At 31.0% G+C, this 26,415-nt stretch carries 22 protein-coding genes; 8 read left to right on the plus strand and 14 right to left on the minus strand.

The features are described 5' to 3' along the window. Positions 1–4: 4 nt before the first annotated feature. Positions 5–823, minus strand: a complete 819-nt coding sequence (locus G507_RS0100775) for a hypothetical protein (RefSeq protein WP_026715690.1) — start codon at positions 821–823, stop codon at positions 5–7. A gap of 100 nt (positions 824–923) precedes the next feature. Here G507_RS0100775 and aroC point away from each other — a divergent pair, with 100 nt between their 5' ends. Then, positions 924–1,985 carry a chorismate synthase gene (aroC, locus tag G507_RS0100780; protein WP_026715691.1) on the plus strand — a complete coding sequence of 354 codons (1,062 nt, stop codon included), beginning with the start codon at positions 924–926 and terminating at the stop codon, positions 1,983–1,985. Positions 1,986–2,011: 26 nt separating this feature from the next. Here the strand turns inward: aroC and G507_RS17705 are convergent, their stop codons facing one another. Next, on the minus strand, positions 2,012–2,155 hold the full coding sequence (locus G507_RS17705; RefSeq protein ID WP_169627271.1) for a hypothetical protein: 144 nt from the start codon (positions 2,153–2,155) through the stop codon (positions 2,012–2,014). A gap of 158 nt (positions 2,156–2,313) precedes the next feature. On the opposite strand from G507_RS17705, the gene G507_RS0100790 reads away from it, so the two are divergent. Next, complete coding sequence (locus G507_RS0100790; RefSeq protein WP_169627272.1) at positions 2,314–3,630, plus strand: T9SS type A sorting domain-containing protein; 1,317 nt, start codon at positions 2,314–2,316, stop codon at positions 3,628–3,630. A 62-nt stretch (positions 3,631–3,692) separates the two neighbouring features. On the opposite strand, the gene G507_RS0100795 is transcribed toward G507_RS0100790, so the two are convergent. Both G507_RS0100795 and G507_RS0100800 read right to left on the minus strand, forming a co-directional pair. After that, positions 3,693–4,106 (minus strand): thiol-disulfide oxidoreductase DCC family protein, encoded by a 414-nt coding sequence (locus tag G507_RS0100795; RefSeq protein WP_026715693.1) that lies wholly within the window; start codon positions 4,104–4,106, stop codon positions 3,693–3,695. A gap of 92 nt (positions 4,107–4,198) precedes the next feature. After that, positions 4,199–6,364: an endonuclease MutS2 gene (locus G507_RS0100800; RefSeq protein ID WP_026715694.1), complete on the minus strand. Its 2,166-nt coding sequence runs from the start codon at positions 6,362–6,364 to the stop codon at positions 4,199–4,201. A gap of 82 nt (positions 6,365–6,446) precedes the next feature. Here G507_RS0100800 and ung point away from each other — a divergent pair, with 82 nt between their 5' ends. After that, the gene (gene ung, locus G507_RS0100810) at positions 6,447–7,115 is read left to right on the plus strand and encodes a uracil-DNA glycosylase (protein ID WP_026715695.1); all 669 of its coding nucleotides are present in this window, start codon (positions 6,447–6,449) and stop codon (positions 7,113–7,115) included. Here the strand turns inward: ung and G507_RS0100815 are convergent. The 10 genes from G507_RS0100815 to G507_RS0100860 form a co-directional block, all read right to left on the minus strand. Continuing rightward, positions 7,112–8,044, minus strand: coding sequence for a transglutaminase-like domain-containing protein (locus G507_RS0100815; RefSeq protein WP_026715696.1), 933 nt, complete (start codon positions 8,042–8,044; stop codon positions 7,112–7,114). The genes ung and G507_RS0100815 overlap by 4 nt on opposite strands. Before the next feature lie 22 nt (positions 8,045–8,066). Beyond that, a complete protein-coding gene (locus tag G507_RS0100820; protein WP_026715697.1) occupies positions 8,067–8,921 on the minus strand; it encodes a substrate-binding domain-containing protein in 855 nt (284 codons plus the stop codon). Between the two features lie 94 nt (positions 8,922–9,015). After that, complete coding sequence (locus G507_RS0100825; RefSeq protein WP_026715698.1) at positions 9,016–10,134, minus strand: hypothetical protein; 1,119 nt, start codon at positions 10,132–10,134, stop codon at positions 9,016–9,018. A gap of 80 nt (positions 10,135–10,214) precedes the next feature. Further along, positions 10,215–10,748 (minus strand): GNAT family N-acetyltransferase, encoded by a 534-nt coding sequence (locus G507_RS0100830; RefSeq protein ID WP_026715699.1) that lies wholly within the window; start codon positions 10,746–10,748, stop codon positions 10,215–10,217. Between the two features lie 67 nt (positions 10,749–10,815). Next, complete coding sequence (locus G507_RS0100835) at positions 10,816–11,205, minus strand: VOC family protein (protein ID WP_026715700.1); 390 nt, start codon at positions 11,203–11,205, stop codon at positions 10,816–10,818. Further along, a complete protein-coding gene (locus G507_RS0100840; protein ID WP_026715701.1) occupies positions 11,205–11,747 on the minus strand; it encodes a DUF1003 domain-containing protein in 543 nt (180 codons plus the stop codon). The genes G507_RS0100835 and G507_RS0100840 overlap by 1 nt, the downstream gene beginning before the upstream one ends. A gap of 13 nt (positions 11,748–11,760) precedes the next feature. After that, positions 11,761–12,627 carry a nucleoside phosphorylase gene (locus tag G507_RS0100845; RefSeq protein WP_026715702.1) on the minus strand — a complete coding sequence of 289 codons (867 nt, stop codon included), beginning with the start codon at positions 12,625–12,627 and terminating at the stop codon, positions 11,761–11,763. A gap of 69 nt (positions 12,628–12,696) precedes the next feature. Next, the gene (locus G507_RS0100850; protein WP_026715703.1) at positions 12,697–13,029 is read right to left on the minus strand and encodes a translation initiation factor; all 333 of its coding nucleotides are present in this window, start codon (positions 13,027–13,029) and stop codon (positions 12,697–12,699) included. A 109-nt stretch (positions 13,030–13,138) separates the two neighbouring features. Beyond that, positions 13,139–13,531, minus strand: a complete 393-nt coding sequence (locus G507_RS0100855; RefSeq protein WP_026715704.1) for a GxxExxY protein — start codon at positions 13,529–13,531, stop codon at positions 13,139–13,141. 212 nt (positions 13,532–13,743) lie between these two features. Further along, a complete protein-coding gene (locus G507_RS0100860; RefSeq protein ID WP_026715705.1) occupies positions 13,744–14,697 on the minus strand; it encodes an isopenicillin N synthase family dioxygenase in 954 nt (317 codons plus the stop codon). A 177-nt stretch (positions 14,698–14,874) separates the two neighbouring features. On the opposite strand from G507_RS0100860, the gene G507_RS0100865 reads away from it, so the two are divergent. The 5 genes from G507_RS0100865 to G507_RS17175 all read left to right on the plus strand — a co-directional run bounded on the left by G507_RS0100865 (position 14,875) and on the right by G507_RS17175 (position 26,366). Then, positions 14,875–16,851, plus strand: a complete 1,977-nt coding sequence (locus G507_RS0100865) for an alpha-ketoacid dehydrogenase subunit alpha/beta (protein ID WP_026715706.1) — start codon at positions 14,875–14,877, stop codon at positions 16,849–16,851. Between the two features lie 507 nt (positions 16,852–17,358). Continuing rightward, positions 17,359–18,018, plus strand: coding sequence for a hypothetical protein (locus tag G507_RS0100870; RefSeq protein ID WP_157496450.1), 660 nt, complete (start codon positions 17,359–17,361; stop codon positions 18,016–18,018). An 800-nt stretch (positions 18,019–18,818) separates the two neighbouring features. Further along, entirely contained in the window at positions 18,819–23,177 is a 4,359-nt protein-coding gene (locus G507_RS17170; RefSeq protein WP_051191439.1) for a PAS domain-containing sensor histidine kinase, read from the plus strand. Between the two features lie 5 nt (positions 23,178–23,182). Continuing rightward, complete coding sequence (locus tag G507_RS0100880; RefSeq protein ID WP_026715708.1) at positions 23,183–23,611, plus strand: response regulator; 429 nt, start codon at positions 23,183–23,185, stop codon at positions 23,609–23,611. Between the two features lie 40 nt (positions 23,612–23,651). Further along, complete coding sequence (locus tag G507_RS17175; RefSeq protein WP_051191440.1) at positions 23,652–26,366, plus strand: response regulator; 2,715 nt, start codon at positions 23,652–23,654, stop codon at positions 26,364–26,366. Positions 26,367–26,415 lie beyond the last annotated feature (49 nt).

Genomic DNA, 26,415 nt, shown 5'->3' on the forward strand with positions numbered 1-26,415 from the left:
TTAACTAATTTACCTGATATACATCCAAAAACTCTTCTTGTGTTTGGCTTCCAGTTTGAGGAATTGGGAGTTGATATCCTGCAGGCAAAGTGCTTAATGTATAATTAATATTAGTAAGGTTATAAACCATTCCAATATTTTTACTATAATATTGATTGGATACTAAAACATCTTGAGCAGGCATAACTGGAATTTCAATAGGATTAGGGAAACCAGGAATTGTTTGTAGTGTTGTAACTTTTAAATTTAAAATAACTTTCGTCTTAGTAATGTTTGAATAAGTATTTCCATTTGATGAAAATGAGTTTTGAGTACCATCAGAAACAGATCTTAATGTATAATTAAAAGTTAATGGATAACCATTAAAATCTTGAGTAAATGAACCATTTGTTGTACTTAATTCTTCACCTGCTGATGCATTTTCTTTTAAAACAATAAAATCTGAAACCGAAAAAGCCAATGTAGTTGGCAATCCAGCTGCAAAGTTTAGTGAACCTGAAATTCTCATTTTGTTTCCATCAATACGTAATCCATTATCTTTCAGTGTTCCAGAATAGAAACCATTTGCAATAGTTAATGTTTTTATTTTTTTAAATGTAACAGTATTTATAAGCGTGTCATTTCCTACATAAACTGAATCTCTTGCAAAAGATTCTGGTGTATTTACAGTTTCATGATTAAAGACATCATAAGTCCAATAATTTCCAGAAACTATAGGTAATGATGTAGCTGGTTCACCGTTATCATCACCAGATGAATCATCTGAACTGCATGATAATGTAAAAATTGACAAACCTAAAAGAAGAAATAATTTTGATTTCATGGTATTTATTTTTTGCTAATATAATTAAAATTTAGTTCCAATTGATTGTATGACTAATTACTGACATAATTTTTTTACTTTTGTTTTTAAATAAAATGCTATGTCAGGAAATACTTTTGGAAAACTATATAAGCTAACAACTTTTGGAGAATCTCATGGTGAAGCTCTTGGTGGAATAATTGATGGATGTCCTGCAGGAATAGAACTTGACTTTGAGGCTATAAGAAAAGATATGCAACGAAGAAAGCCTGGACAATCAGCTATTGTTACACAAAGAAAAGAAGAAGATGAAGTACAGTTTTTATCTGGAATCTTCGAAGGAAAAACTACAGGAACACCAATTGGATTTATAATTCCTAATACCAATCAAAAATCAAATGATTATTCAGAGATAAAAGATACTTATCGTCCGAGTCATGCTGATTATGTATATGAAAAGAAATATGGAATTAGAGATTATCGCGGTGGCGGTAGAAGTTCTGCTAGAGAAACAGCCAGTAGAGTAGTAGCAGGTGCAATAGCCAAACAAATAATTTCGAATATAAAAATTACAGCTTTTGTGTCTTCAGTAGGAGAAATTTTTATTGACAAACCATATCAAGATCTAGATTTTTCTAAAATAGAAAATAATGCTGTTCGTTGTCCAGATGAAGCTACGGCTTTAAAAATGGAAAACTTTATCAAGGAAATAAAAAAACAAGGTGATACAGTTGGTGGAACAATTATGTGTGTAATTCAAAATGTACCAATTGGTCTAGGTGAACCTGTTTTTGATAAATTGCATGCTGATTTAGGTAAAGCAATGTTATCTATAAATGCAGTAAAAGGCTTTGAATTTGGAAGCGGTTTTTGTGGAGCAAAAATGAAAGGTAGCGAACACAACGATTTATATAACGTAGACGGAACTACAAAAACCAATCTCTCAGGAGGAATTCAAGGAGGAATAAGTAATGGAATGGATATTTATTTTAGAATAGCCTTTAAACCCGTTGCAACATTAATCCAAAAACAAGAAGTATTGACTAATTCACATGAAATAATAGAACTTCAAGGAAAAGGTAGACATGACCCGTGTGTAGTACCAAGAGCAGTTCCTATTGTAGAAGCTATGGCAGCTTTAGTAATTGCCGATAACTTTCTATTAAATAAAGTTTATACCTAAATAATTTTAAAAGAGAACAACTATAATTAGTCGTTCTCTTTTTTCTTTTTATCTGTATTCATCAATAAGAAAACAACACCTACTAATCCTAAAATAACTAAGGAAAAAATTACTATCATAATAAATGCTCCATTTCCCCAATTAACAAGTGGCAAAGCTAAATTTCTCATTTTTTAAGTTTTAATTGATTATTTAGGACAAAAATAATTAATTAACATTTGTTGAAATATGATAAATATCATAACTGTTAAAAAAATGTCAATTGATAATTCTTACTTTAATTTTTAATACATTTACATTATATTAATCAAAATTAAACTACATTATGATGAAAAAATTACTTTATTTATTATTAATTGTGCCGTTTATTTCAAACGCACAATTTTGGACGGAGAAAGCTACAACTTTTGCTACAGCTAGTAGAGGAATTAGTGGTATTTCTATTGTTGATGCCAATACAGTTTGGGTAAAAGCTTATGATGGTTCGGCAGCTGCCGTTACAACAGTTAAAGAATATGCAAAAAGTACAGATGGTGGAAACACTTGGACTTCTGGGACAATGGGACTTGGATTTGGTAGTGGAGGTTTAGGAATTGGCAACATTACTGCGGTTTCTGGAACAACGGCTTGGATTTCAGCATTTCCTGACACAGCTGGTACTGGAGGAATTTGGAAAACAACAGATGGAGGCACAACTTGGACAAAACAAGCAACAGCTTTGTTTAATACTGGTTCAGATTCATTTACTAATTTAGTTCATTTTTATGATGCTAATAATGGTGTTTGTCAAGGTGACCCTGCAAGTGGTTATTTTGAAATATATATTACTTCTAATGGTGGAACAAACTGGACAAGAGTACCTTCAGCTAGTATTCCTGCTCCCTCAACTGGAGAATATGGATATACAAATAACTATGAAGTAGCAGGAGGAACAATTTGGTTTGGAACTAATACGGGTAGATTATTTAAATCTACAAATATGGGTACTACATGGACTGTAACTCAATCACCTTCTACAGATTTTGGTAGTGCTACTGCTGGAGCATCTTATACTTTTTCAGATGCTAATAAAGGATTGTTACTAACAAATTCGGGTGTTTTGTATAATACAACTAATGGAGGAACAACTTGGACTCAACAAGCATTTTCTGGACCAATATATTTAGGTGATATAACTTATGTACCAGGAACTTCAAGAGTAGTATGTACTGGAGCAGCAACAGGTGCGTCTGGTTCTTCTTATAGTTTAGACGATGGTTTAACTTGGATAGGTGTTGATGCTCTTCAACACACAGATGTTGCCTTTTTAAATGCTACTACAGGTTTTACAGGTGGATTTAACACATCTGCAACGGTAGGTGGAATATCTAAATATACTGGAACAGTTTTACCAAGAGAATCATTTGAAGCAAATGGTTTTTCAGTATATCCAAATCCAATAAGCGATAATTTTTCTATCCAAAATGGTAATAACATTGCAATTTCTGGTTTAACACTTTCTGATATTAATGGAAGAACTGTTAAAACTATTAATGTAAATGCTATAGAAAATCAAATCAATATTGCTGATTTAAATTCAGGTGTATATTTCTTAAATATCACTTCTGATAAAGGAACAGCAACAAAGAAAATTATTAAAAATTAAATTTTAATACTAATTAATCGGTTTTTAATGAAAAAGCTCCTTATTTAGTTAAGGAGCTTTTTTTATAAAAATTTATTTAAGGTTTCTTTTGTTGGAATCATACATTGTTCTTTTTTACCATACCATTTGTATCTGTTTTTTGCAATGTAATCATATACAAAATCAGTTAAAAAGGTTGGGAAAAAGCGAAACAAACTAATTATGCTATAGAAACCACCTAAATAAATAGCAATTCTAAAGACAGCTTTTGATTTGTAATAATAAGCATAACCAGGTTCATAAAAAATAATTGAATCTGTTTTACTTCTGTCTATGTTAATATGGCTAATAATATTTTCTCCAAGTTCAGATTGTAAAGGAACAAATCTAAAATTGTCCTTTTTATCGTTTTTAATAATAACCTGAACAGATTTATCACACAAATTACAAACTCCATCAAAAAGAATTATTTTTTTGTCTTTTGGTAAATCTTCTATCTTTTTTATTTGATTCATTTTTTATCTTCTTATTTTCCGTTGGTTAAAACCAAACGGTAATGAAATACCATTTTATCTGAAAATCAGAAAATCTACAATGGTTGCACATATTCCAATTCACTCAAACTTACTTTTGAAGTAAATACACCATAATTGACAGTTGCTTTTGTTTTTTCAATTTTATCAAGCGTTCCAATAGCTTTTCCATCTTTCATTCTTACCCGATCGCCAACTTTTAATGCTACTTGTGGCTTAATCTCAACTTCTTTTTTCTTTGCTTTATCTTCTTTCTTCTTTTCTCTTATTTTTTCAACCTTAACTTCAACTTCTTTGATGATCTCCTTTTTTACAATTTCAACAGCTTTTTTCTCTTTAACTGAAGTTTTCTTTCGTTTTGAATTTTCTATTTCAACTAGTTTTAAAAAATCACCTATTAAAGTCTTTTTATCTTTATTGTTGAAATATTTTTCGGAAATATCATCAATTTTTTGCCCCATATAAATCAAGCGTTGATTGGCATCATACAATTCTTGATACCGTTCTAATTTATCTTGAATTTTCAAATTAATCCCTTCCATTTTTTTGCTTTCTTCTCGGGCTTTGGTTTCTTCTTCCTTTAAATTAATCGAAGTTTTTTCCAATTTAGAGCGTTCTTTTTGTAAAGTAGCAATTGTTTTATCAAAACGGACTTTTCCCTTTTCAATTTTCTTTTTGGCACGATTGATTAATCCGAATGGAATTCCATTTTTTTGTGCGACTTCAAACGTAAATGAACTTCCGGCTTGACCTAAATGCAATTTATACATAGGTTCTAAAGACTTTTCATCAAAAAGCATATTCGCATTCGTGGCAAAAGGTAATTCGTTGGCTAAAATCTTTAAATTAGAATAATGCGTTGTAATAATTCCGAATGCTTCTCGATGATAAAATTCTTCTAAAAACGTTTCAGCTAAAGCACCACCTAGTTCTGGATCAGAACCTGTTCCGAATTCATCAATCAAAAATAATGTCTTATCATTACATTTCTTTAAAAACTGATTCATATTTTTTAGACGATAACTATAAGTACTTAATTGGTTTTCAATGGATTGATTATCTCCAATATCTGTTAAAACTCTATCAAATAAAAAGGTTTTACTTCTTTCATGAACAGGAATTAACATACCACTTTGTAGCATTAATTGTAATAAACCAATGGTTTTAAGGGAAATTGTTTTTCCACCAGCATTTGGTCCAGAAATAACAATAATTCGATTAGTATTCTCAAGTTCAATGGTTTGTGGATATGTTACTTGATTTTTGGCCTTATTATTTAAATATAAAATAGGATGATAAGCTTCACGGAAAAACAAATGCTTTTCTTCGGTAATTTCAGGTAAAATAGCATTTAATGTAAAAGCATATTTGGCTTTAGCTGCAATTACATCCATATCGCTAAGAAAATCTTGATATTGCATCAATAAATCAGTAAACGGACGAATTTCGTAGCTTAATTTCTTTAAAATTCGCTGTATTTCTTCTCGTTCTTCATAAGCTAAATTACTTAGCTCAATTGAATACCTTAAGGTAGCTTCAGGTTCAATATACGCAATACTTCCAGTTTTAGAATTTCCTAAAATAGAACCTTTTACTTTCTTGCGATACATGGCCAAAACCGCTAAAACTCTACGGTTTTCAACAACAGTTTCGCGAATATCATCTAAATAACCTAATGAATTATATTGACTTAAAGCCATTCCAAAACTCTGATTGACTTTACCACGAACTAAAGCAATGTTTCTACGAATATTGACTAAATCTGGGGAAGCATTATCTTTAATTTCACCATATTTATCGACTACTTCATCGATTTTTTGAATGATGTATTTTGTATATTCTACTCGTGATGCTTTTTGATTTAATTTAGGATAATATTCTTCAAATTTTTGAAAGAACTTCAATAGTAAGTTAGTCGTTTCAGATAAATGAGCTAGTTTTCTAAAAGTTCCAACTTCTAAAAAACTATCTTCAATTTGAAGAAACTTAATATCTTTCGTTAAATTCTCAAATCCGTGGTTTGGAATTGTGTTGTTATTGCTAAAAGAAGCTACATATTCAGAAGTTTGATGCAATGCATCCATTAAAGTTTCTTTGTCTTTAAAAGGTACAATTTGTAAAGCTTTCTGTTTTCCAATTTCTGTATTACATTTCTCGGAAATGGTTTCCAAAATGGTTGTAAATTCTAAGTCTTGAAGGGTTTTATTTGTAATTGAAATCATGAGTTTATTTGCAAAGCATCAAAGTTACAAAGATTCAAATGTAATTTATTCTAAAATTCATATTTTTGGTAAAATTTAAGGTATGTTAAACAATATTTCCAATTCTTGGCAAGAAAAACTAAAAGAAGAGTTTCAAAAAGACTATTTCAAAGAATTAATGTTTCAAGTTGAAAATGAATATGAAGAGAATATTTGTTTTCCACCAAAAGAACTAATTTTTAATGCATTCAATTCTTGTTCTTTTGAAGATGTAAAAGTCGTTATCATTGGTCAAGATCCTTATCACGGACAAGGAGAAGCTAATGGATTATGTTTTTCTGTGAATAATGAGGTTAAAATTCCTCCTTCCTTGAGAAATATTCATAGAGAGATAGCTTCAGATTTAGACTCAATTTTTATGCCAACTAATGGAAATCTTGACCACTGGGCTGACCAAGGAGTTTTGATGTTAAACGCATCATTAACGGTTAGAAAAGATACTCCAAATAGCCATAAACACTTAAAATGGAATACTTTTACAGATGAAGTTATTCGCATGATTTCTGATGAAAAAGAACATGTTGTTTTTTTACTTTGGGGAGCTTTTGCTCAAAAAAAAGGAGCTAAAATTGATAAGTCAAAGCACTTAGTTTTAGAATGTGGTCATCCCTCATTTGCTCATTCACATAAAAAATGGTTTGGAAACAAACACTTTAGTCAAACAAATGAATATTTAAAAAAAATAGGAAAGAAGCCAATTGAATGGTTTTAATCAAAAGTTAATGCTCCTAATATTTCTTCACTCATAAAAGGACCACCTGGATATCTTGCAGTATAATCTAGGTTTAACCAATATTGTCCACGTTCATCATAATGATAATGAATTTGTTTTCCTTCACTTTCTTTTACAAAAAGGTTGTCTTTAATCAATAAAATAGCCAATTCTAAATCAGCTTTAGAACCAATTAACATTTCTGGATAGATATGCCCACCAGTGTGAATTAATCTTGGTGTTCCTCCTATAGCTCTAATACAAGCTGCCATTAGAATCGCATGATCATCACAATCTCCAGAAAAATGCTGTAAAGATTCACTTGCTCGGGCAATATATTCTCGTCCGATTGGGTCATTTACGTAATTCCAACGGTTTTTAATTTCTTTAAAAACGGCAAAACATTGAACCATTTTTCTATTTTTCTCATTGGTTTTAAAATCTGAAAAATGTTTGGTTGTAGCGTATAGTGCAAAATTTCTGACTTTTGGATTTGTAAATTCTACTGCAGCAATTACTTTGGATTTATTTGGAAAAGGCAATAATTTGGAAATAATTATGTCTTGAGGATTAGGGTTGTTTTGCATGGCAAAAAGCATGGCTTTATAATCTTCAAAAACACGATTAAAACCATAATCTCCAAAAATACCACCATAAATTAAGAACAATAAATAAAGTAAAATACTAATTAAAGTAACTCTCCTTAACATTCTTAGAAACAATTGAATAATGGCTAATAAAATAATAAAAATTAGCATTCTATCAAGCTGAAATGGCCATTCTAAATCAATTAAATTTTGATGCAAAATGATAAATAAAGGAATGGCAATTAGAATATTTAAAACAAGTATAATAATAGAATCCCACGGTTTTTTGACGTGTAAATAGGGTTCTAAATTATTATAATATTGTTTTACTTTTTCTAACATAAATTTCTAAAAGTGCAAAAAGCTACAAGGCTTTTACAATTTCAGCAAAAGTACCTTTTTTATCTATAATTTTGAGGTCAAACAGTTGATTTTGAATTTTGTTTAACATTTTTTCGTCTAAATTCTTTTGAGACCACTGAGTTAATGCTAACCATTCTTGAATATCTTCAATTTTTTGATCGTACTTGGACGCTAAAGTTCTGTCAATACTTGGAATTATTTTAAATTCTTCTGTAGTCATGTTAATAATTTCCAGAATTTGAGCAATTGTATTGGGATGTTTTTGTAAAACTTCATTTCTTACAGCAATCACAAAACAGGGCCAAGGAGTTGGACAATCTGCAATTCTTCTGAAAGTCCCGTTGTCAACTAATGGTTTTGTCATGAATCGTTCCCACATAAAGTAATCTGCTTTTCCAGTAGATAAAGCTTCAACTGCACCATCAATTGTATTCACGATTTCGAATTGTAGGGTAGAAGTGGCCCAGTTTTGATTGTTAGCATTCACAATACTCATTAAATGAGAACCTGAACCCAAACGTGATATAGCTGGTTTTTTGTCTTTTAAATCAGCTAATTCTTTGTAGTTTGACTTTGAATCAACATGAATTCCCCAAATCAACGGACTTTGTACGTAAACTTGAACAATTTTAGAATCATTTCCAGCATTGATGTCTTTTACAATACCTTCTGTCAGAATTACAGCAATATCGGTTTCCCCATCACGAAGCATTTGGCACATTTTGCCAGTTCCTTCGGGAACATCTGTCCATTCTAGGTTGATTCCTACTTCTTCAAATTCTCCATCTTCAATGCACATGTGCCAAGGAAAATTGAAATGTTCGGGTACACCTGCTATTTTTATTGTTTTATTCATGCTTTTTTATTGTTATTTTTTGTATTCGTGAATCTTCGATTTCATTTTATGCTGAATTTATTTCAGTATCTTTCGATACTAGTTTTATTAGATTTTAATTTTTAGTTTTTAAAGACCAATTTTCCCATAATTCATAAGAAAGACGTTGATTGCCATTTTCATCAATCAAGCCTGTATCTTGCCAAATAGCTAGTAAATCAAAATATAATCCTTGTTGTTGTAAATATAGGTTTCCTTCATCATAATCTTTAGAACAAAACCATATTAAAAACTCTGCATTGTAGTTTTGACATAAATCTAAGACTTTTTGTAAATAAGATTTCTGCCATTCTTGATTTCCCTGTTTATTTAAACCATAAGCAGGAATGACCAAATCCTCAGCAATATATGCTGTTTCTGCAAAGCAAAAAGGTTTGTTAGCCATGTTTATATACTTTTCAAAATAATTAGCCATAATTGTGTTAGGATTAGTTTCTCCACTTAAACTTCCGTTTATTGATGTAAAAGGATAAGCGCTTAGGCCAATCATATCGGTGTAAGGCAATAATTGAGTCGCATTTTGAAAACCTTGAACAGAATCATCTGTAATAAAACTAATAAATAATGGAATTGTAGGATGTGAATTTTTTAAAGAAGCATAAACTTGACTCAAGAAGTCTTTATACTTTAAAAACTCAGCAGCATCAAAGGATTCAACATTACTTTCTACACCAAAATTTATATAATCTGGCTGAAAACCTGCAATTAAGTAGTTTAAATAATTGATATAAGCCGTAATAACTGTTGGGTCATTAAACTCTTTATTCATCCATTGTTGTTGAAGGTTTGCAGAGACAGTTGATGTGTTATAATAAGCTGCTCTTTGATTTCTATCTAAATTTAAAGCCGAAACACTCAGTAATACCTTCTTATCGTTGTTGGTTTTTATATTTCTAAATAATACTTGCTGTTGCAATTCCGTTGGCATCGCTTGATTATTGAAAGCTTCTTCATAAGGAATTCCTTCATCAAAATGATGGGAAACGATATCGCAATAGTTATTTATAAAATCATAAGCAATATCTAAATCGGCAAAATTAAAGTTACCAGGCCAAGGGGTTACACCCATGTAGAAATTTCTAGTTTCTACTGGAACAATTACATCTTCATCTTTTTCATTACTACAATTTATAAAGAAAAAGATGCAACTGAAATACAATATTATTTTTTTCATAATTGTTTTTTATTAATTTTAATAAACCGCTGGCTGAAGCCGAACAGCAATTCAGCAGTAAACTGTCAACTTAACACTGATTACTGAACACTATTTATCAACTGCCACCATTTCCAAATCGCACCATGTTCATCTGGATAATCTTCCATAAAATTAAACCCTACTTTTTGTAAGACATGATTGGATGCTCCATTGTCAAAATGGGTGTAGGCATTCATTTCTTTAATGTTCATTTGGTTAAAACCATAGTCTAACCAAGCTTTTGACGCTTCCGTTGTGTATCCTTTGTTCCAATGTTTTTCGTTTAAACGATAGCCATAATCATAGAAATTAGTTTTTCCGTTTTCTACGTGATCATCTACGTATTTGATGCCTGTCCAACCAATTAACTCGTTTGTTTCTTTAATTATTGTAGCGAAACGTCCAATGTTATTTCTTTCATATTGCTTTCTAACCATTTCAATATACGTATGAATATCATCAATATTTGTATATGGTTTTTGCCATAAATAAGTATGAACATTTGGATTGGAATCCATAGCAAATAAAGCTTCTGCATCTTCGTGACGCATTTCTCTTAGTAGTAATCTTTCTGTTTCTAGTATTAAATCCATTAGATTATATTTTTTTTTGGAACACAAATTAAAAAAATTAGAGAAATCTTTAAAATTATTCTAATTCTTAAATCTGTGTTCCTTCTATTTTTATATTTGAAATTACTATTCTAAAACCATCTGGATCGAAAATCATTTTACCATTTTCATTCCAATAAGGATTTTTTGAAGTAATTATTTCAATAGAATTTTTTAATATATTTTCAATCAATTGATTATACTCAATAATAGTATTAGGATAAAAGACTAAAATATCATCTTCATTATAATTAAAATCTACAGTTTCATCTGATTTTGTAAATTCTAAATGCCAATCTAAATTGGGTTTGCCTAAAAATAATCCATCATAAGAATCATGATCTTCAAAACTACCTAAGACTTCAAAACCCAAAACAGTTGTGTAAAATGTTTTAATTTTATCTAAATCATTGGTATGTCTGGCAAATCTGAATTTCATTATTTAGGAATGCTATTTTTTTGTAACTTTTTAAGTATTTCCATTTGTTCGGCTTGACTTTTTATTAGCATCTGAATTTGTTCTTCCAATAATAAATCTATTTTTTGATGCAAACTTCTTAATTCCAATTCGGCTTTCAAGTTAATTAAATAGTCGTTTTCACTACGTTTTCTATCTTTTTCTTCTTGACGATTTTGACTCATCATGATGATTGGCGCTTGTAAAGCCGCAATACAAGATAAAATCAAATTCATTAAAATATAGGGATAGGGATCAAATTTAAAAGTATTTGTTAAGGCTAAGGAATTGAACAAAATCCAAATAAATAAAATAATGGCAAACAGAATGATAAACTTCCAACTTCCTCCAAAACTAGCTACTTTATCAGAAATCTTTTGACCTCTTGACATAACTTCTTCTGGTTGATTTAATAAGTTTTCAACCATTAGTTTTTCTTCATCAATAGTTTGTTGCACTATTTTTTGAAGTTTTAATTGATGTTGTTTGTCTGAGTTTAAAAGGTTTTTAGATGATTTGTCCATTGTGTTCCTAGTTTTATTCAGCTAATTTGTCTAATGCATAAGCGATTAATTCATCCACAGCTTTGTATGGGTCTTCGCTAAAGTTACCTGTTGCTCTGTTGGCTATAATAGCATTTAAGGATAAACATTCGTGACCTAATAATTTTCCTAAACCATAAATAGCACCTGTTTCCATTTCTAGATTGGTCATTTTAATTCCTTTGTAGTTGAAGCTATCCATTTTTTTGTTCAAGTCATTGTCTTGAATTTCTAGACGTAAGACTCTTCCTTGTGGGCCATAAAATCCTCCAGCTGTTCCAGTGAAACCTTTGAATATTTTATTGCTTTCTAATTTCTTTTCTAGTTTTTCACTTCCTTTAATTACATACGGACGCCCTTTTCTTAAATCCCAATTCGTATGTTCTATGAAAGCATCTTCTATTTCAGTAACAGAAATAGCGTCAATTAAATACGAGCGAAGCATGTTGTCTAATCCTAATCCATATTGACTCAATACAAAGCTATCACAAGGTATATCTGCTTGCAAAGAACCTGAAGTTCCAATACGAACAATGTTTAAGGATACTAAGTTTTCTTTGGGTTTACGCGTTTTTAAATCAATGTTCACTAAAGCATCTATTTCGTTCATGACAATATCTATGTTGTCTGGACCAATTCCGGTTGACATGACTGACATTCTTTTGCCTTTGTAGATTCCGGTTTGGGTTTTGAATTCACGTTTTTGAGTAGAAAACTCAATTGAATCAAAGTGTTTGGTTATTTTCTCTACACGATTTTGATCTCCTACAAAGATAATATTGTGTGCAATGTTTTCTGGATGTAAATTCAAATGGTAAACGCTACCGTCTGGATTTAAAATTAATTCTGATGATTTTATCATTGTTTATGAGTTTATGTGGTTAAAAGGTTAAAATGGTTTGTGTTTACTTTATTGTTACTGAACACTTTCTCAACCTCCAACACGTTTGGTTTTAAATCCTTTTTCTTGAAGGTATTTCATTATTTTATCACGGTAGTCTCCTTGTATGATGATTTCTCCTTCTTTGAAGCTTCCACCAACAGCGAATTTGTTTTTTATTTCTTTGGCGAGTAGTTTAAAGTCTTCGTCTTCTCCTTCATAGCCTGAAATTATGGTGGTGGCTTTTCCTTTTCGTTTTTCGTATTTGCAAATCATTGGTTCTTTTTGAACGAATAATTCGTGTTCTTTTTCCTCAACGGTTTCTGGTTCGTTAGAAAATTCGTGGTCTGGGAATAGTTTTTTTAGTTGGTCTTCTAGGTTCATTTTTATTTTTTTTAGAACACAGATTGAAGAAATCTGAGAAATTAATAAAATCTATGTATGATAATTTTTGGAACACAGATTAAAGTAATTTGAGAAATCTATATAATTTTTATTTGTGTTTTTTTAAATCGTTTGTGAATATTTTTCTTATGAATTGTGGGTCTTTTCCAAAATTTAGGATTAAACCAACCTCACACTTTGTTGCTTTTAGGTAATTTAGTAATTGATTTTCATGAGTTTCAATTAGATATTCAACACATTTTAATTCAACTATAACTGATTCATTAATAATTATATCTGGTACATATTCTCCAACAATTTCATTCTTATAATAAACACTTAACTTTTTTTCAGATTCTATAATATACCCTCTTTTGTTTAACTCAATTAGCATAGATTTATGATAGACTTTTTCAAGAAAACCATAACCTAGTTCATTGTAAACATCATAATAAATACCAATGATGCTTTTTGTTAATTCTTGATGAGGGAATATTTTCATTTCTAATTTAATTAAAAAGGAACACAGATTTAAGAAATTCAAGAAATCTAAATAATTTAATTTATAGTGTCTTTTAGCATCGCAAAGAGATTTTTAAAATTTCTCTAATTTCTTCAATCTGTGTTCCAAAATCTTTATTAATGATAATTAAAACAAAAAAACCAAACCCCAAAACAATTGGAATTTGGAATTTTCTATAGTAATCTACTAATTTATTTCTTAATCAATCCTAATTCTACTAATCTTTCGTGTAGGAATTCACCAGCGGTGATGTCTTCGTACTTTTTTGGATTATTAGCATTTATACAATCTGCTAACACATCTAGTTTCATATCGCTTACTGGATGCATGAAGAATGGAATAGAATATCTTGAGTTACCCCAATTTTCTCTTGCTGGATTTACTACTTGATGGATCGTTGATTTTAATTTGTTGTTGGTATGTCTTGATAACATATCACCTACATTAATCATTAATTCATCTGGTTCGGCCATGGCATCAATCCAATCCCCGTTGTGGTTTTGAACTTGTAAGCCTTTTCCTTGAGCACCCATTAATAGAGTAATCAAGTTGATGTCACCATGTGCGGCTGCTCTTACTGCTCCGTCTTTTGGTTCATCTGTTATTGGTGGGTAATGAATTGGTCTTAATATAGAATTTCCATCTTTGATGTATTTATCAAAATAGAACTCGTCTAAACCAATGTATATAGCTAAGGCTCTTAGTACATAAATACCCGTTTTCTCTAACATTTGGTAAGCTTCTTTACCCGTAGTATTAAAATTAGGTAATTCAGTTACTTCTACATTGTCTGGATATTCACTAGCGTATTTGGAATCTTTTTCCACATACTGCCCAAAGTGCCAAAACTCTTTTAAATCACCAGCAGAACGTCCTTTAGCATGTTCTTTACCGAAAGAAACGTAACCACGTTGTCCTCCAATACCAGGAATTTCATATTTAGCTTTTGTTTCAAGAGGTAATTGGAAAAAGTTACGAACTTCACCATATAAACCTTGAACTAATTCGTCATCTAAAAAATGACCTTTTAATGCTACAAATCCAATTTCTTCGTAGGCTTTTCCGATTTCATTTACAAATTTTTGTTTACGTGCCGGGTCATCCGACAGGAAATCACGTAAGTCAACACTAGGAATTTTTTGCATTGTATTTCTTTATTGTTACTAACTTACAATAGACTTAAGTATCTATCTAAAACAAAAGTAAGAATAATTTTGAACTATTAACAATTGTTAGAATCTTTTCAAATAAAAATATAACAATTTGAATCAAATCTGTTATTTTTATTACTTTTGATGTTTTAAAAACAAATACATTTTACAATGAATTTCGATAGAAAAGAGTTATCCAATGCAACATTAGTTAGTTTATACAAAAAGCTACTAAAACCAAGACTTATAGAAGAGAAGATGTTGATTCTATTGCGTCAGGGAAAGGTGTCTAAATGGTTTTCTGGAATAGGACAAGAAGCTATTTCTGTGGGAATTACGGCAGCTTTAGACTCAGATGAATATATATTGCCAATGCACCGAAACTTAGGTGTTTTTACAGGAAGAGATATTCCATTACATAGATTATTCTCACAATGGCAAGGGAAGAAATCAGGGTTTACGAAAGGAAGAGACCGAAGTTTTCACTTTGGAACACAAGAATTCAAGATTATTGGGATGATATCGCACCTTGGTCCGCAAATGGGTGTTGCTGATGGAATTGCATTAGCCAATAAACTAAAGAAAAACGGAAAAGTAACCGCAGTATTTACTGGAGAAGGAGCTACTTCTGAAGGAGACTTTCATGAAGCCTTAAACATTGCTGCTGTATGGGAATTACCTGTACTTTTTGTCATAGAAAACAATGGATACGGTCTTTCGACACCAACAAATGAGCAATATCGTTGTGAGAACTTAGCTGATAAGGGTGTTGGTTATGGCATGGAAAGTCACATTATTGATGGAAATAATATATTGGAAGTTTATACTAAGATTGCTGAATTAAAAGCATCTATGGTGGATAATCCAAGACCTGTGTTGTTGGAGTTTAAGACTTTTAGAATGCGTGGTCATGAAGAGGCTAGTGGTACAAAATACGTTCCACAAGAGTTGATGGATATGTGGGCCGTTAAGGATCCTATTGCTAATTTTAAAGAATACTTGCTTGGTATTTCGGCTATCAATGAAGAAGATGATGCTAATTTTAAAGCGGATATTAAAGCTGAAATTGATGAACATTGGGCAAAAACTCAAGCTGAACCTGACTTTACAGCCGTGTTAAGTGAAGAGTTAAATGATGTATACAAACCGTATGACTTTGAGGAGTTTACGCCAAGTGAAGCAAAAGAGAATATTCGTTTTATTGATGCTATATCTTCTAGTTTGAAGCAATCTATGAAACGTCATCCTAACTTGGTGATAATGGGACAAGACATTGCTGAGTATGGTGGTGCTTTTAAGATAACAGACGGTTTTGTGGAAGCTTTTGGAAAAGAAAGAGTCCGAAATACTCCTATATGTGAAAGTGCTGTAGTTTCGGCTGCTAATGGACTTTCTATTAATGGGCACAAAGCGATTATGGAAATGCAGTTTGCTGATTTTGTATCTTCAGGCTTTAATCCTATTGTGAATTTATTGGCTAAACAACATTACCGTTGGAATGAAAAAGCCGATGTAGTAGTGCGTATGCCTTGTGGTGGTGGTACTCAAGCAGGACCTTTTCATTCGCAGACTAATGAAGCATGGTTTACCAAAACACCAGGTTTAAAGGTGGTTTATCCAGCTTTTCCTTATGATGCGAAAGGGTTATTGAACACAGCGATTAATGATCCTAATCCTGTATTGTATTTTGAACACAAACAATTATACAGAAGCATTACGCAAGATGTGCCTAAAGATTATTATACGATTCCTTTTGGAAAAGCAGCTATGCTTAAAGAAGGAACTGATGTAACCGTTATTTCTTTTGGTGCTGGAGTGCATTGGGCTTTAGCTACTTTAGACAAACACCCTGAAATTAAGGCTGATGTAATTGATTTAAGAAGTTTACAACCTTTAGATACCGAAACTATATTTAAGTCAGTTAGAAAGACAGGCAAGTGTATTATTCTGCAAGAAGATACTATGTTTGGTGGAATTGCTAGTGATATTTCTGCTTTACTTATGGAAAACTGTTTTGAATCTTTAGATGCTCCTGTGCAACGTGTAGCGAGTTTAGATAGTCCTATTCCGTTTGTAAAGGCTATTGAAGATCAGTATTTGCCTAAGGTTAGGTTTGAAAAGCAGCTGTTGGCTTTGATTTCTTATTAGTTATTAGTCTTCAGTGGATTATTATAACAAAACAAGAAGTAGAACTTTTCTATTTCTTGTTTTTTTTTGTAACACTTTTTAAAATTATTTCAAAAGAGTCACACTTTCTGTGACAAACTATTTTTTTTTAATAAAAGTGTCACAACATCTATAACTCTATTAAAAAACAATCCAAAAACAGGTATTTATACCCGTTTTTAGGATTGTTTTTTTTATTTACTTTACAGTCAAGTTTAAGTTTAGGTACTACAACCTAGGTTTTAAGTGGGCGTTACTACTATGTAAAGTAAAAGGGAAGCCCAAGGGATGGTATATGTTTATACTATTTTGGTTTGGTTTTGCGTTTGGTATGTTTAGGCTGGTTTTCATTTTTTAATGACTGGTTTTACTATTGTAATACAGAATAAAAGGCTAAAAAATTGTTAGATAATTAATGTTAATTTGAACTGTAAAATGGCAAGAATAATCTCTTATGAAGGCAAACGACTACCTAAAATAGAGGGCTTTGTGACTTACCCTTTAGATAATGCTTTAATTATTAGGGCAAAAAGTGGTTTTACGGCTGATGGTTTGCAAAACAACCCTAAGTATGACCTTTGCAAAAGGAATGCCTCTGAATTTGGAGCGGTTTCTCGTGTGTGCAAGCTAATACGCATGAGATTGCATGAGGTTTTGCCCAAACAAAACATGTTAGATATGGTAAATGCTTTTACTAAAAAAATGCACTCGTTGTTGGTTAATGATAAGCTGCATGAAAAAGGAAAACGAACGGTTGCCACAGCTTTAGCTACTAAAGAAGGCAAAAAGGCATTATTGGGTTATGATTTTAACCCAGACAGTTCTTTTACGTTTAATTATGCTATTGATGAGGAGCAATTGATTGTACAAGTAAAAAAAACTACTGCTTGTAACTTGCAATGGATTGGTTTGCGTATGCTGGTACTGGATATTAATTTAGACACTGGTGCTGGAGATTTACATACTAATGATTGGAATTTTGAGAAGCATAATACTTTAGCTTTGTGTTATGACATACCTGAAGTAAAGGAAACCACAGGAACTTTGTTCTATTTGTTAGAAGTGCAGGCTTTTACATTAGAAGAAGCGTCTTATGTACCTGCTAAGGATTCTAAAGGATTGTTGCTTTTTGATATAGTGGCTGCATAAGTACATTATGTAACCATCAATAAGATATAATATCTTAAGATTACAAAAACAATCATAAAAAAAGGGTGTTTTAATTGTTTTTTGTGGTTTTTTTTTGGTTAAGTTTGGTTTGTTGAAAATTATTTTTGCCGATTACGGGAAACCGTAAGGATGGTGTGGGAATGTTTTTTATGTTTAAACGGAATTAAATTTATAAATTTACTACCTAGAAATTTTGTAAATACTATTGTTAATACATATCTGAAAGTTTAACCGCAAAGAGGCAAAGTTTTTCGCAAAGTTCGCAAAGAAACTAGTTTGTGTGGTTGGAACGCGGATGACACGGATTGACTTCGTCAGACGCTGATTTGAAAGGATTTTTTTATGTTTACGGTTGGTTGAAAAGGTTGCTTCACTTTGTTCGCAAGGACTTGTTTTTATTGGAACACTGATCTGTAGAAATTAGAGAAATCTTTATAAATTTTTTATATTTACACAAAGGTTCACGAAGGCTCACAGCGTTTTTTACCACAATTTTGAGATTCTAACTAGAGGAAGGAATTCATACCATACTGATAAATCTTTATAATTTTAAAATTAATCTGTGAAAATTAATTAAATATGTGTCATTTGCGTTCCTATATTTATTTTGAATTTTATTGAATTTTTAGCTATTAAAAAGCCATAATCTATTTTACTTCTTCTTTGCAAATACCGTTTTTATTTGTATTTTTGGTTTATCCGAAAGCACTTATTTTCAAGTCATTATAATTGGAGGGATTTATTTAAAACTACTAATTGCCATAATATATATTTCAAGTATGCAACAACGACTATCACAAGTAAAAGAAGATGTTATTAATAAAATAACTGTGTTGTCTGCTGTTTTTTTTGTAATTCCTTATATGCTTTCCTTATCTAGATGGTTCGATATGGGATGGAAAAATATTTATATTTTTCATACGATAGTTTATATAGCAGTACTAGGATTAGCAGTTTATCGAAAGCAATTTAATTATTCTCAAAAAACTATTGCCGTTACCATATTGTATCTTTTAATCTCTTTTGTTGGGCTCTACAAATTTGGATTAAATGGAGGTCATTATTTGGCTATTGTAGCCATGGCTATTATTTCTACGCTTACCAAACGTAGTTTTGCTATTTATGCTAGTTTAGTAATACTTTCCGTTTTTAGTCTTATAGCAATAGGTTATTCTACTTATAGTATTGATCCTGCAGTTGATTTAAATATATTAGTACGTTCACCTTTTCACTGGCTTTTAACTATTGTTACTATTTTTTCAGTTATACTTATTTTCATATATGGTTTTGGTGATTTTTATAAAAAGCTTCTGGCTACAGTAGTTGAAAATGAAAAAGTAACTAATGAACTATTGCTTCAGAACGAATTGTTAGAAAAAAGCGATAAAAAATATCAAATGCTTTTTGACAATGCTAATGATGCGATATTTATATTAAATGGCGACTGTTTTATAGATTGTAATGAAAAAGCATCTGAATATTTTAAACTTAGCAAAGAGGAGTTAGTTGGAAAAAAAGTAGCGTTTTTTAGTCCCACCTTACAATATGACGGTCAAGAATCTGTAAAAAGAATCGAAGAAATTATAAGTAATGTTTTAAATAATAATCCGCAACGTTTTGAATGGTTGCATAAAAAGTTTACGGGAGAACTTTTTGATAGTATAGTCTCTTTAAATAAAATCACTATTCAAGGAACTGATTATATACAAGGTATTTTATTAGACATAACTGAAGATAAAAGAACGGAAGAAATACTAAAGAAAAGTGAAAACAAGTATAAAAGTTTGTTCGAAAATTCGGCTGATGGTATTTTGGTATTGAATGAAAAAAGCGAAATCTTAGAGCTTAACAATAAGATTTGTGAGATATTGGGCTACAGCCATGATGAATTGATACTGTTAAAAGGCTATGAATTTATTCATAGTGATGATTTGGCAGGTAAAGATCATGAAGGCGCCTTAGCACAACTTCTAAACGGAGATACTTTGATTACTCAGTATCGCCTCCAAAAGAAAGATGGGAGTTATATTCCAACAGAATTAAGTACTAAAATGATAGCTGAAGGACAATTCTTAAATATTGTTAGAGACATCACTGAGCGTAAATTAGCCGAAAGAATTATTCAAGATAGCGAAACAAAATACCGTTCTTTTTTTGAAAATAGTATGGATGCTATTCTATTAACCAGCTTAGATGGCAACATACATTCAGCTAATCCAGCGGCATGTGCTATGTTTGGCTATTCAGAAGAAGAAATTATTAAGTTAGGAAGAGAAGGATTAACAGACTTTACAGATCCTCGCGTGGCAATTTTAATGTCCGAAAGGGAAAATCATGGAAAAGTAAAAGGAGAGATCACTTTATTACGAAAAGGTCGCATTCCTTTTGAAGCAGAAATTTCATCAGCCGTTTTTGATAATGTTTCTAATAATACCGATGAAGTAAAGTTTTCTAACATGATTATTCGGGATATTACAGAACGTAAACAAGCTGAAAAATCTATACAAAAAAATGAAAAAATACTTTCTTTTATATTTAACAATCATTCTGATATGCAAATATTGGTTAGTACCGATGATGAAGACGAATTTCGAGTGATCGCCATTAATAAACCCTATTTAGCAACCACAGAACTTTTAGGTATTGATCTTGATGTGAATGATGTAATAGGGAAACCCGTTCGTGTATTAAATGAAGCAATTGGATTAAGTGATGAATATTATGAGGCTACCATTGCTAAATATAAAGAAGTAGTTAACACAGGTAAACCCATTAACTTTTTGGAGAGTTTAGATATTTCAGGGCAAATTTTTACGCTTGAAATAACCTTAAGTCCGGTAATGAATGAGAATGGTGAATGCCAATACTTGTTATATAATTCACATAATATTACGGAGCAGACTAATGCAAATATGGCCTTAAAAGAAAGTGAGGAAAAGTTTAAAAAAATATTTTTAACAAGTCCTGACTTTGTAACTATTTCCAATATTGAAGATAAAAAATATATAGATGTTAATGAAAATTTCTTAGAAAAATCTGGTTATACTCGAGAAGAAATTATTGGAAAAACTTCCATGGAAATAAATATATGGCATAATACTGAAGATAGAGAACGTATGCTTTCTATTCTAGATCAAAATGGATATGTTGAAAATATGGAAGCTAAGTTTAACCTAAAAAATGGAACTGTTATTAATGGACTCTTATCTGCAGCCCTTTTTAAAATCGATAATAAAGCCCATATTTTAACTATTACCCGAGATATCTCTGAGTTGAAACAAACCGAAAGGGCTTTTAAAGAAACAGCTTCTAATTTAAGATCGATAATAGATAATCGAGAGGATTTAATTTGGTCTATTGATTGTGATTTTAATTATATCATTTTTAATAATGCCTATAAAAAAATTGTAAATAACGAATACAATATTGTACTCAAAAAAGGCATGAGTTCAACTGAGAACCTCGCAGAAGAAGAAGCTGATTATTGGATACCATTATTTGAATCTGTTTTTGAAGGAGAAAGTGTTACATTTGAACATCAGTATACATTTAACAATGAAGTTTATCATTTTCAAACATCGCTGCACCCTATTATTGAAGACAATATAGTAACAGGTGCTTCAGGTTTGAGTATTGATATAACTCAGCGAAAACTTTTGGATGAAGCGCTTCAATTATCGGAAGAAAAGTTTAAGAAAACGTTTAGATTAAGTCCTTATATGGTTTCGTTAAGTACTATGGAAGGACAAATTGTAGAAGTAAATGATCGTGTTTTTTCAACACTTGGTTATACCAAAAAAGAACTTATAACAAATCCTACTGTTGAATTTCCAATTTGGGTTGATGGAAATGAACGTGAGAAATTTACAAATTTTCTAAAATCAGATGATTCTTTACGAGAAATGGAAGTTCAATTTCGAAAAAAAACTGGAGAAATATGTGATTATTTATTATCTGCTTGTATCATTGAAATAAATGGACGCGAATTATTTCTTAGTATAACACAGGATATTACTGATCGTAAAAAAGCAGAAATAGCTTTAGTGAATGAAAAAAACATATTAAGTGCCATTATCGAAAATATTCCTGTTATGCTAACTCGTTATGACCCAGGAACAAATATACTGTACTTGAATAAAGAGTTTGAAGAAAAAATAGGTTGGAAAACAGAAGACCTGCAAACTATTAATTTGATGGAGATGGTATATCCAGATTCAAATTACAGAGAAGAAGTATTGGCTTATATGCAGGCTTATACTGCCGATTGGAAAGAGTTTGTAGTTCATTCTAAAACGGGAGCATTAATTGATTCTGAATGGTGTAATCTTCGCTTAGCTGATGGAACCCAAATTGGTATTGGAATTGATATTACCGAAGAGAAAAAAAATAAAGCTGAAATTATAAACCTTAATTTAGTACTTGAAGATAAAGTGAAGCAGCGTACTGCTCAACTCGAGACTATTAATAAAGAATTAGAAACTTTTTCCTATTCCGTTTCACATGATTTAAAAGCTCCATTAAGAGGAATCGATGGATATAGTAAATTATTATTCGATTTTCATAAAACAGATTTAGCAGAAGAGGCACAGCTATTTATAGAAAAAATAAGAAGTTCTACTCATCAAATGAACCGAATAATTGATGATCTTTTAGATTATTCTAGATTAGAAAGAAGTCAGTTGCAGATTGGAAAAATTAAAATCAAGGATTTTATTGAATCAATACTTTCTATTTACTCTGAAGAGTTAAAAGCAGGTTACTTTAAATTAGATACCAAAATAGAGGATATTAAAATTATTGCAGATACAAAAGGTTTATCAATAGCTTTTCGAAATCTGATTGAAAATGCTATTAAATTTACTAAAGCCAAAACCAATCCAACTATTAAAATAGAAATTGAAGAAACAGACTCGTCTTGGATTATTAGCGTTAAAGACAACGGAATTGGTTTTGATATGCAATATCATCATAAAATTTTTAATATCTTTCAACGATTGCAAAGAGCAGAAGATTTTCCTGGAACCGGAATTGGATTAGCTTTAGTAAGCAAGGCGATGCAAAGAATGCACGGAAAAACATGGGCAGAAAGCATCCCAAATGTAGGTTCAACTTTTTATTTAGAAATTCCCAAAACTTAATAATTATGACTTTTAATACCATTGAAAAATCGATTTTACTAGTAGAAGATAATCCTATTGATTTAGATTTAACTTTAAGAGCCTTTACAGCTAAAAATATTTCAAATCCTATTCAAATTGCAAGAGATGGTGAAGAGGCGATGCAGTATTTGGAACGATGGGAAAATGGAGAACCCACACCAATTGTAATATTACTTGATCTAAATATGCCTAAAATTAACGGATTAGAAGTACTTGAAAAATTAAAGTCACATCCCGAATTTAAAGCCATTCCAGTTGTAATTTTGACTACTTCATCAGAATCTTCTGATTTACAAAAAGCTTATAAATTGGGAGTTAATTCGTATATTGTAAAACCCGTAAGTTTTGAAAATTTTCTTGATGTTGTTGGTCATATAGATTTATATTGGAGATTAATAAACAAATCTTCTTAAAGTCCTTGCAAGAAAAAAAAATATTTAAACCAAAAGTTTTATGAAAATATTACTCCTTGAAGATAATTCTTCTGATGCAGATTTAGCAAAAATAGGACTTTATGGATTTATTCCAGACCTTGTTATTGAACATGCTTCAACAGTAGAACAAGCGAGAGTCCTTTTACAATCAAATGCTCTGTTTGACATTGCTCTTTTAGATATGAATTTACCTGACGGAAATGGAATTGAATTTCTTATAGAAATTAGAAAACTTCAGATGGAATTCCCGATAATAATGGTCACGGGTTCTGGAGATGAAGAAGCTGCGGTTACGGCTTTAAAAATGGGAGCAGAAGACTATGTTGTAAAACGAACAAACTATATTAGTACACTGCCTAACCTTATAAAACAAGCCATTCAAAATTTTAAAGAAAATGCCTCAAATAAATCAGATGTAATTGAAATTTTATACATAGAGCATAACGTGGCAGATATAGATTTTACAATTCGTCATTTTTCGCAATATGCCCCTTTTATTCACATAGATTCTGTATCCACAGCCAATGAAGCTTTATCCAGATTAAAATCAACCGAAAAATATAAGGTTATTTTAATGGATTATAGGTTACCTGGTATGGATGCTTTAGAATTAATAAAGACCATTAGACAAACACTAAATCTAGATATTCCTTTAATCCTAGTCACCGGGCAAGGAAGTGAAGAACTAGCTGTACAAGCTCTTAAACTTGGAGCTAATGATTACCTTACAAAAAGTGAAAATTATTTAATTAGACTTCCAAGTCTTATCCTTAACTCTTTTCAACATTGGGAATTAAAAAGAAAACATGATGCTCATCTAGAAAGTGAAGCTAAATATCGCTTATTAGCAGATAATTCTGCGGATACTATTTTTGCTCTAGATATGGACCTTAACTATACTTATGTAAGTCCTGCAGTGAAAACTATGCGAGGGTTTGAGCCTGAAGAAGCTATGAAGCAACAAATAAGTGATGTATTAACACCTTCATCTTATCAGAGAGCAATAAAACTATTATCAGAATTACTTGCAGATACAACATACATTCAAAACAACGAAGTAGTTCAAAAATCCATTGAGTTAGAAATGTTTCGAAAGGACAAAACAACTATTTGGACTGAAGTTAAAGCTTCACTGATTTTAGACGATAAGAAAAACCCAGTTGGTGTTTTGGGTGTATCTAGGGATATTTCTGATCGTAAATTAATTTCGGATAAATTACTACAACTTTCTCTTGCTGTAGATCAAAGTCCAACGCTTATCGTTATAACTGATACTAAAGGAAATATAGAATATGTTAACCCAAAGTTTACGTCAATAACAGGCTATTCTTTAGAGGAGGTAATTGGAAAAAATCCCCGTATTTTAAAATCTGGACATACTTCTGCCTCAGAATATAAAAAACTATGGAAAACAATTGCTTCTGGCAAAGAATGGAGAGGTGAATTTCATAATAAACGAAAAGACGGAAGCTTATATTGGGAAGAAGCGTCTATTTCCTCCATAAAAAATTCAGAAGGTGAAATAACACATTATTTAGCTGTAAAAACGGATATCACTGAAAAGAAAAAAATAATTAATGAATTTATTCTTGCTAAAGAAAAAGCAGAAGAAAGCGACCGCCTAAAATCAGCTTTTTTAGCTAACATAAGCCACGAAATTCGAACTCCGATGAACGGTATTTTGGGCTTTTCAGAATTGCTTAAAGAACCTAATCTTAGTGGTGATGAGCAAAGAAAATATCTCGAAATTATTGATAAAAGTGGTAATCGAATGCTTAATATTATTAATAATATTGTAGATATTTCAAAAATAGAAGCAGGTTTAGTAGAATTGACAGTATCTGAAACAAATATAAATGCTCAAATAGAATATGCCTATACTTTCTTTAAGCTAGAAGCCGAAAAAAAAGGGATTCAACTTATTCAGAATTCTTCCTTAATAAAACAAGATGCCATATTAAATTTAGACCGCGAAAAATTATATTCTATTCTTTTAAATCTAATTAAAAACGCCATTAAATATACCGATGATGGAGTAATCGAAATAGGGTATAAACTAATAAACTCTGAAAAGAATTCCTTTATAGAATTTTATATTTCTGATACAGGTATTGGGATTACTACCGATCAACAGGAAGTCATTTTTAAACGATTCATTCAAGCTGATATTTTAGATAGAAATGTAAGACATGGAGCAGGTTTAGGTCTTTCTATTTCAAAAGCATTTGTAGAACTTATGGGAGGTACCATTCGTGTTGAAAGTAAAGTAGGTGTTGGGTCGACTTTTTATTTTACACTGCCTTATTCTCCTGCAAAAGGTATAGTAAAACAAGAAAAAGAGACTATTATATCTACTGATTATGGAATTCCGAATAATCTAAAAATTCTTATTGCAGAGGATGACGAAATCTCAAAAACACTCCTAACTTTTCTACTAAAACCGATAGCTAGTGAATTATTGATTGCTCGAAATGGTCAAGAGGCTGTCGAATTATATAAAATCAACCCTGATATTGACATTATTTTAATGGACATACAAATGCCAATAATGGATGGTTTTGAAGCAACACGACAAATTCGTCTTATAAACAGTAATGTAAAAATTATTGCACAAACTGCTTTTGCCTTATCTGGAGATGAGGGAAAAATTAAAAATTCAGGTTGCAACAGTTATATCAACAAACCTATTAAAAAAGAAGCTCTATATTTAGCTATTAAAGAAAATCTGCAATAAGCTCTATATTCCTTCTGAAGTTTCTCCAACATACGAATCACTTTACTAA

The sequence above is a fragment of the Flavobacterium gelidilacus DSM 15343 genome, from assembly GCF_000422685.1.
Taxonomy (GTDB): domain Bacteria; phylum Bacteroidota; class Bacteroidia; order Flavobacteriales; family Flavobacteriaceae; genus Flavobacterium; species Flavobacterium gelidilacus.

Coding starts and splice junctions, on each gene's coding strand:
- G507_RS0100775 (WP_026715690.1), bottom strand. CDS start 823: ATGAAATCAAAATTATTTCTTCTTTTAGGTTTGTCAATTTTTACATTA.
- aroC (WP_026715691.1), top strand. CDS start 924: ATGTCAGGAAATACTTTTGGAAAACTATATAAGCTAACAACTTTTGGA.
- G507_RS17705 (WP_169627271.1), bottom strand. CDS start 2,155: ATGAGAAATTTAGCTTTGCCACTTGTTAATTGGGGAAATGGAGCATTT.
- G507_RS0100790 (WP_169627272.1), top strand. CDS start 2,314: ATGAAAAAATTACTTTATTTATTATTAATTGTGCCGTTTATTTCAAAC.
- G507_RS0100800 (WP_026715694.1), bottom strand. CDS start 6,364: ATGATTTCAATTACAAATAAAACCCTTCAAGACTTAGAATTTACAACC.
- ung (WP_026715695.1), top strand. CDS start 6,447: ATGTTAAACAATATTTCCAATTCTTGGCAAGAAAAACTAAAAGAAGAG.
- G507_RS0100815 (WP_026715696.1), bottom strand. CDS start 8,044: ATGTTAGAAAAAGTAAAACAATATTATAATAATTTAGAACCCTATTTA.
- G507_RS0100820 (WP_026715697.1), bottom strand. CDS start 8,921: ATGAATAAAACAATAAAAATAGCAGGTGTACCCGAACATTTCAATTTT.
- G507_RS0100825 (WP_026715698.1), bottom strand. CDS start 10,134: ATGAAAAAAATAATATTGTATTTCAGTTGCATCTTTTTCTTTATAAAT.
- G507_RS0100830 (WP_026715699.1), bottom strand. CDS start 10,748: ATGGATTTAATACTAGAAACAGAAAGATTACTACTAAGAGAAATGCGT.
- G507_RS0100835 (WP_026715700.1), bottom strand. CDS start 11,205: ATGAAATTCAGATTTGCCAGACATACCAATGATTTAGATAAAATTAAA.
- G507_RS0100840 (WP_026715701.1), bottom strand. CDS start 11,747: ATGGACAAATCATCTAAAAACCTTTTAAACTCAGACAAACAACATCAA.
- G507_RS0100845 (WP_026715702.1), bottom strand. CDS start 12,627: ATGATAAAATCATCAGAATTAATTTTAAATCCAGACGGTAGCGTTTAC.
- G507_RS0100850 (WP_026715703.1), bottom strand. CDS start 13,029: ATGAACCTAGAAGACCAACTAAAAAAACTATTCCCAGACCACGAATTT.
- G507_RS0100855 (WP_026715704.1), bottom strand. CDS start 13,531: ATGAAAATATTCCCTCATCAAGAATTAACAAAAAGCATCATTGGTATT.
- G507_RS0100860 (WP_026715705.1), bottom strand. CDS start 14,697: ATGCAAAAAATTCCTAGTGTTGACTTACGTGATTTCCTGTCGGATGAC.
- G507_RS0100865 (WP_026715706.1), top strand. CDS start 14,875: ATGAATTTCGATAGAAAAGAGTTATCCAATGCAACATTAGTTAGTTTA.
- G507_RS17170 (WP_051191439.1), top strand. CDS start 18,819: ATGCAACAACGACTATCACAAGTAAAAGAAGATGTTATTAATAAAATA.
- G507_RS0100880 (WP_026715708.1), top strand. CDS start 23,183: ATGACTTTTAATACCATTGAAAAATCGATTTTACTAGTAGAAGATAAT.
- G507_RS17175 (WP_051191440.1), top strand. CDS start 23,652: ATGAAAATATTACTCCTTGAAGATAATTCTTCTGATGCAGATTTAGCA.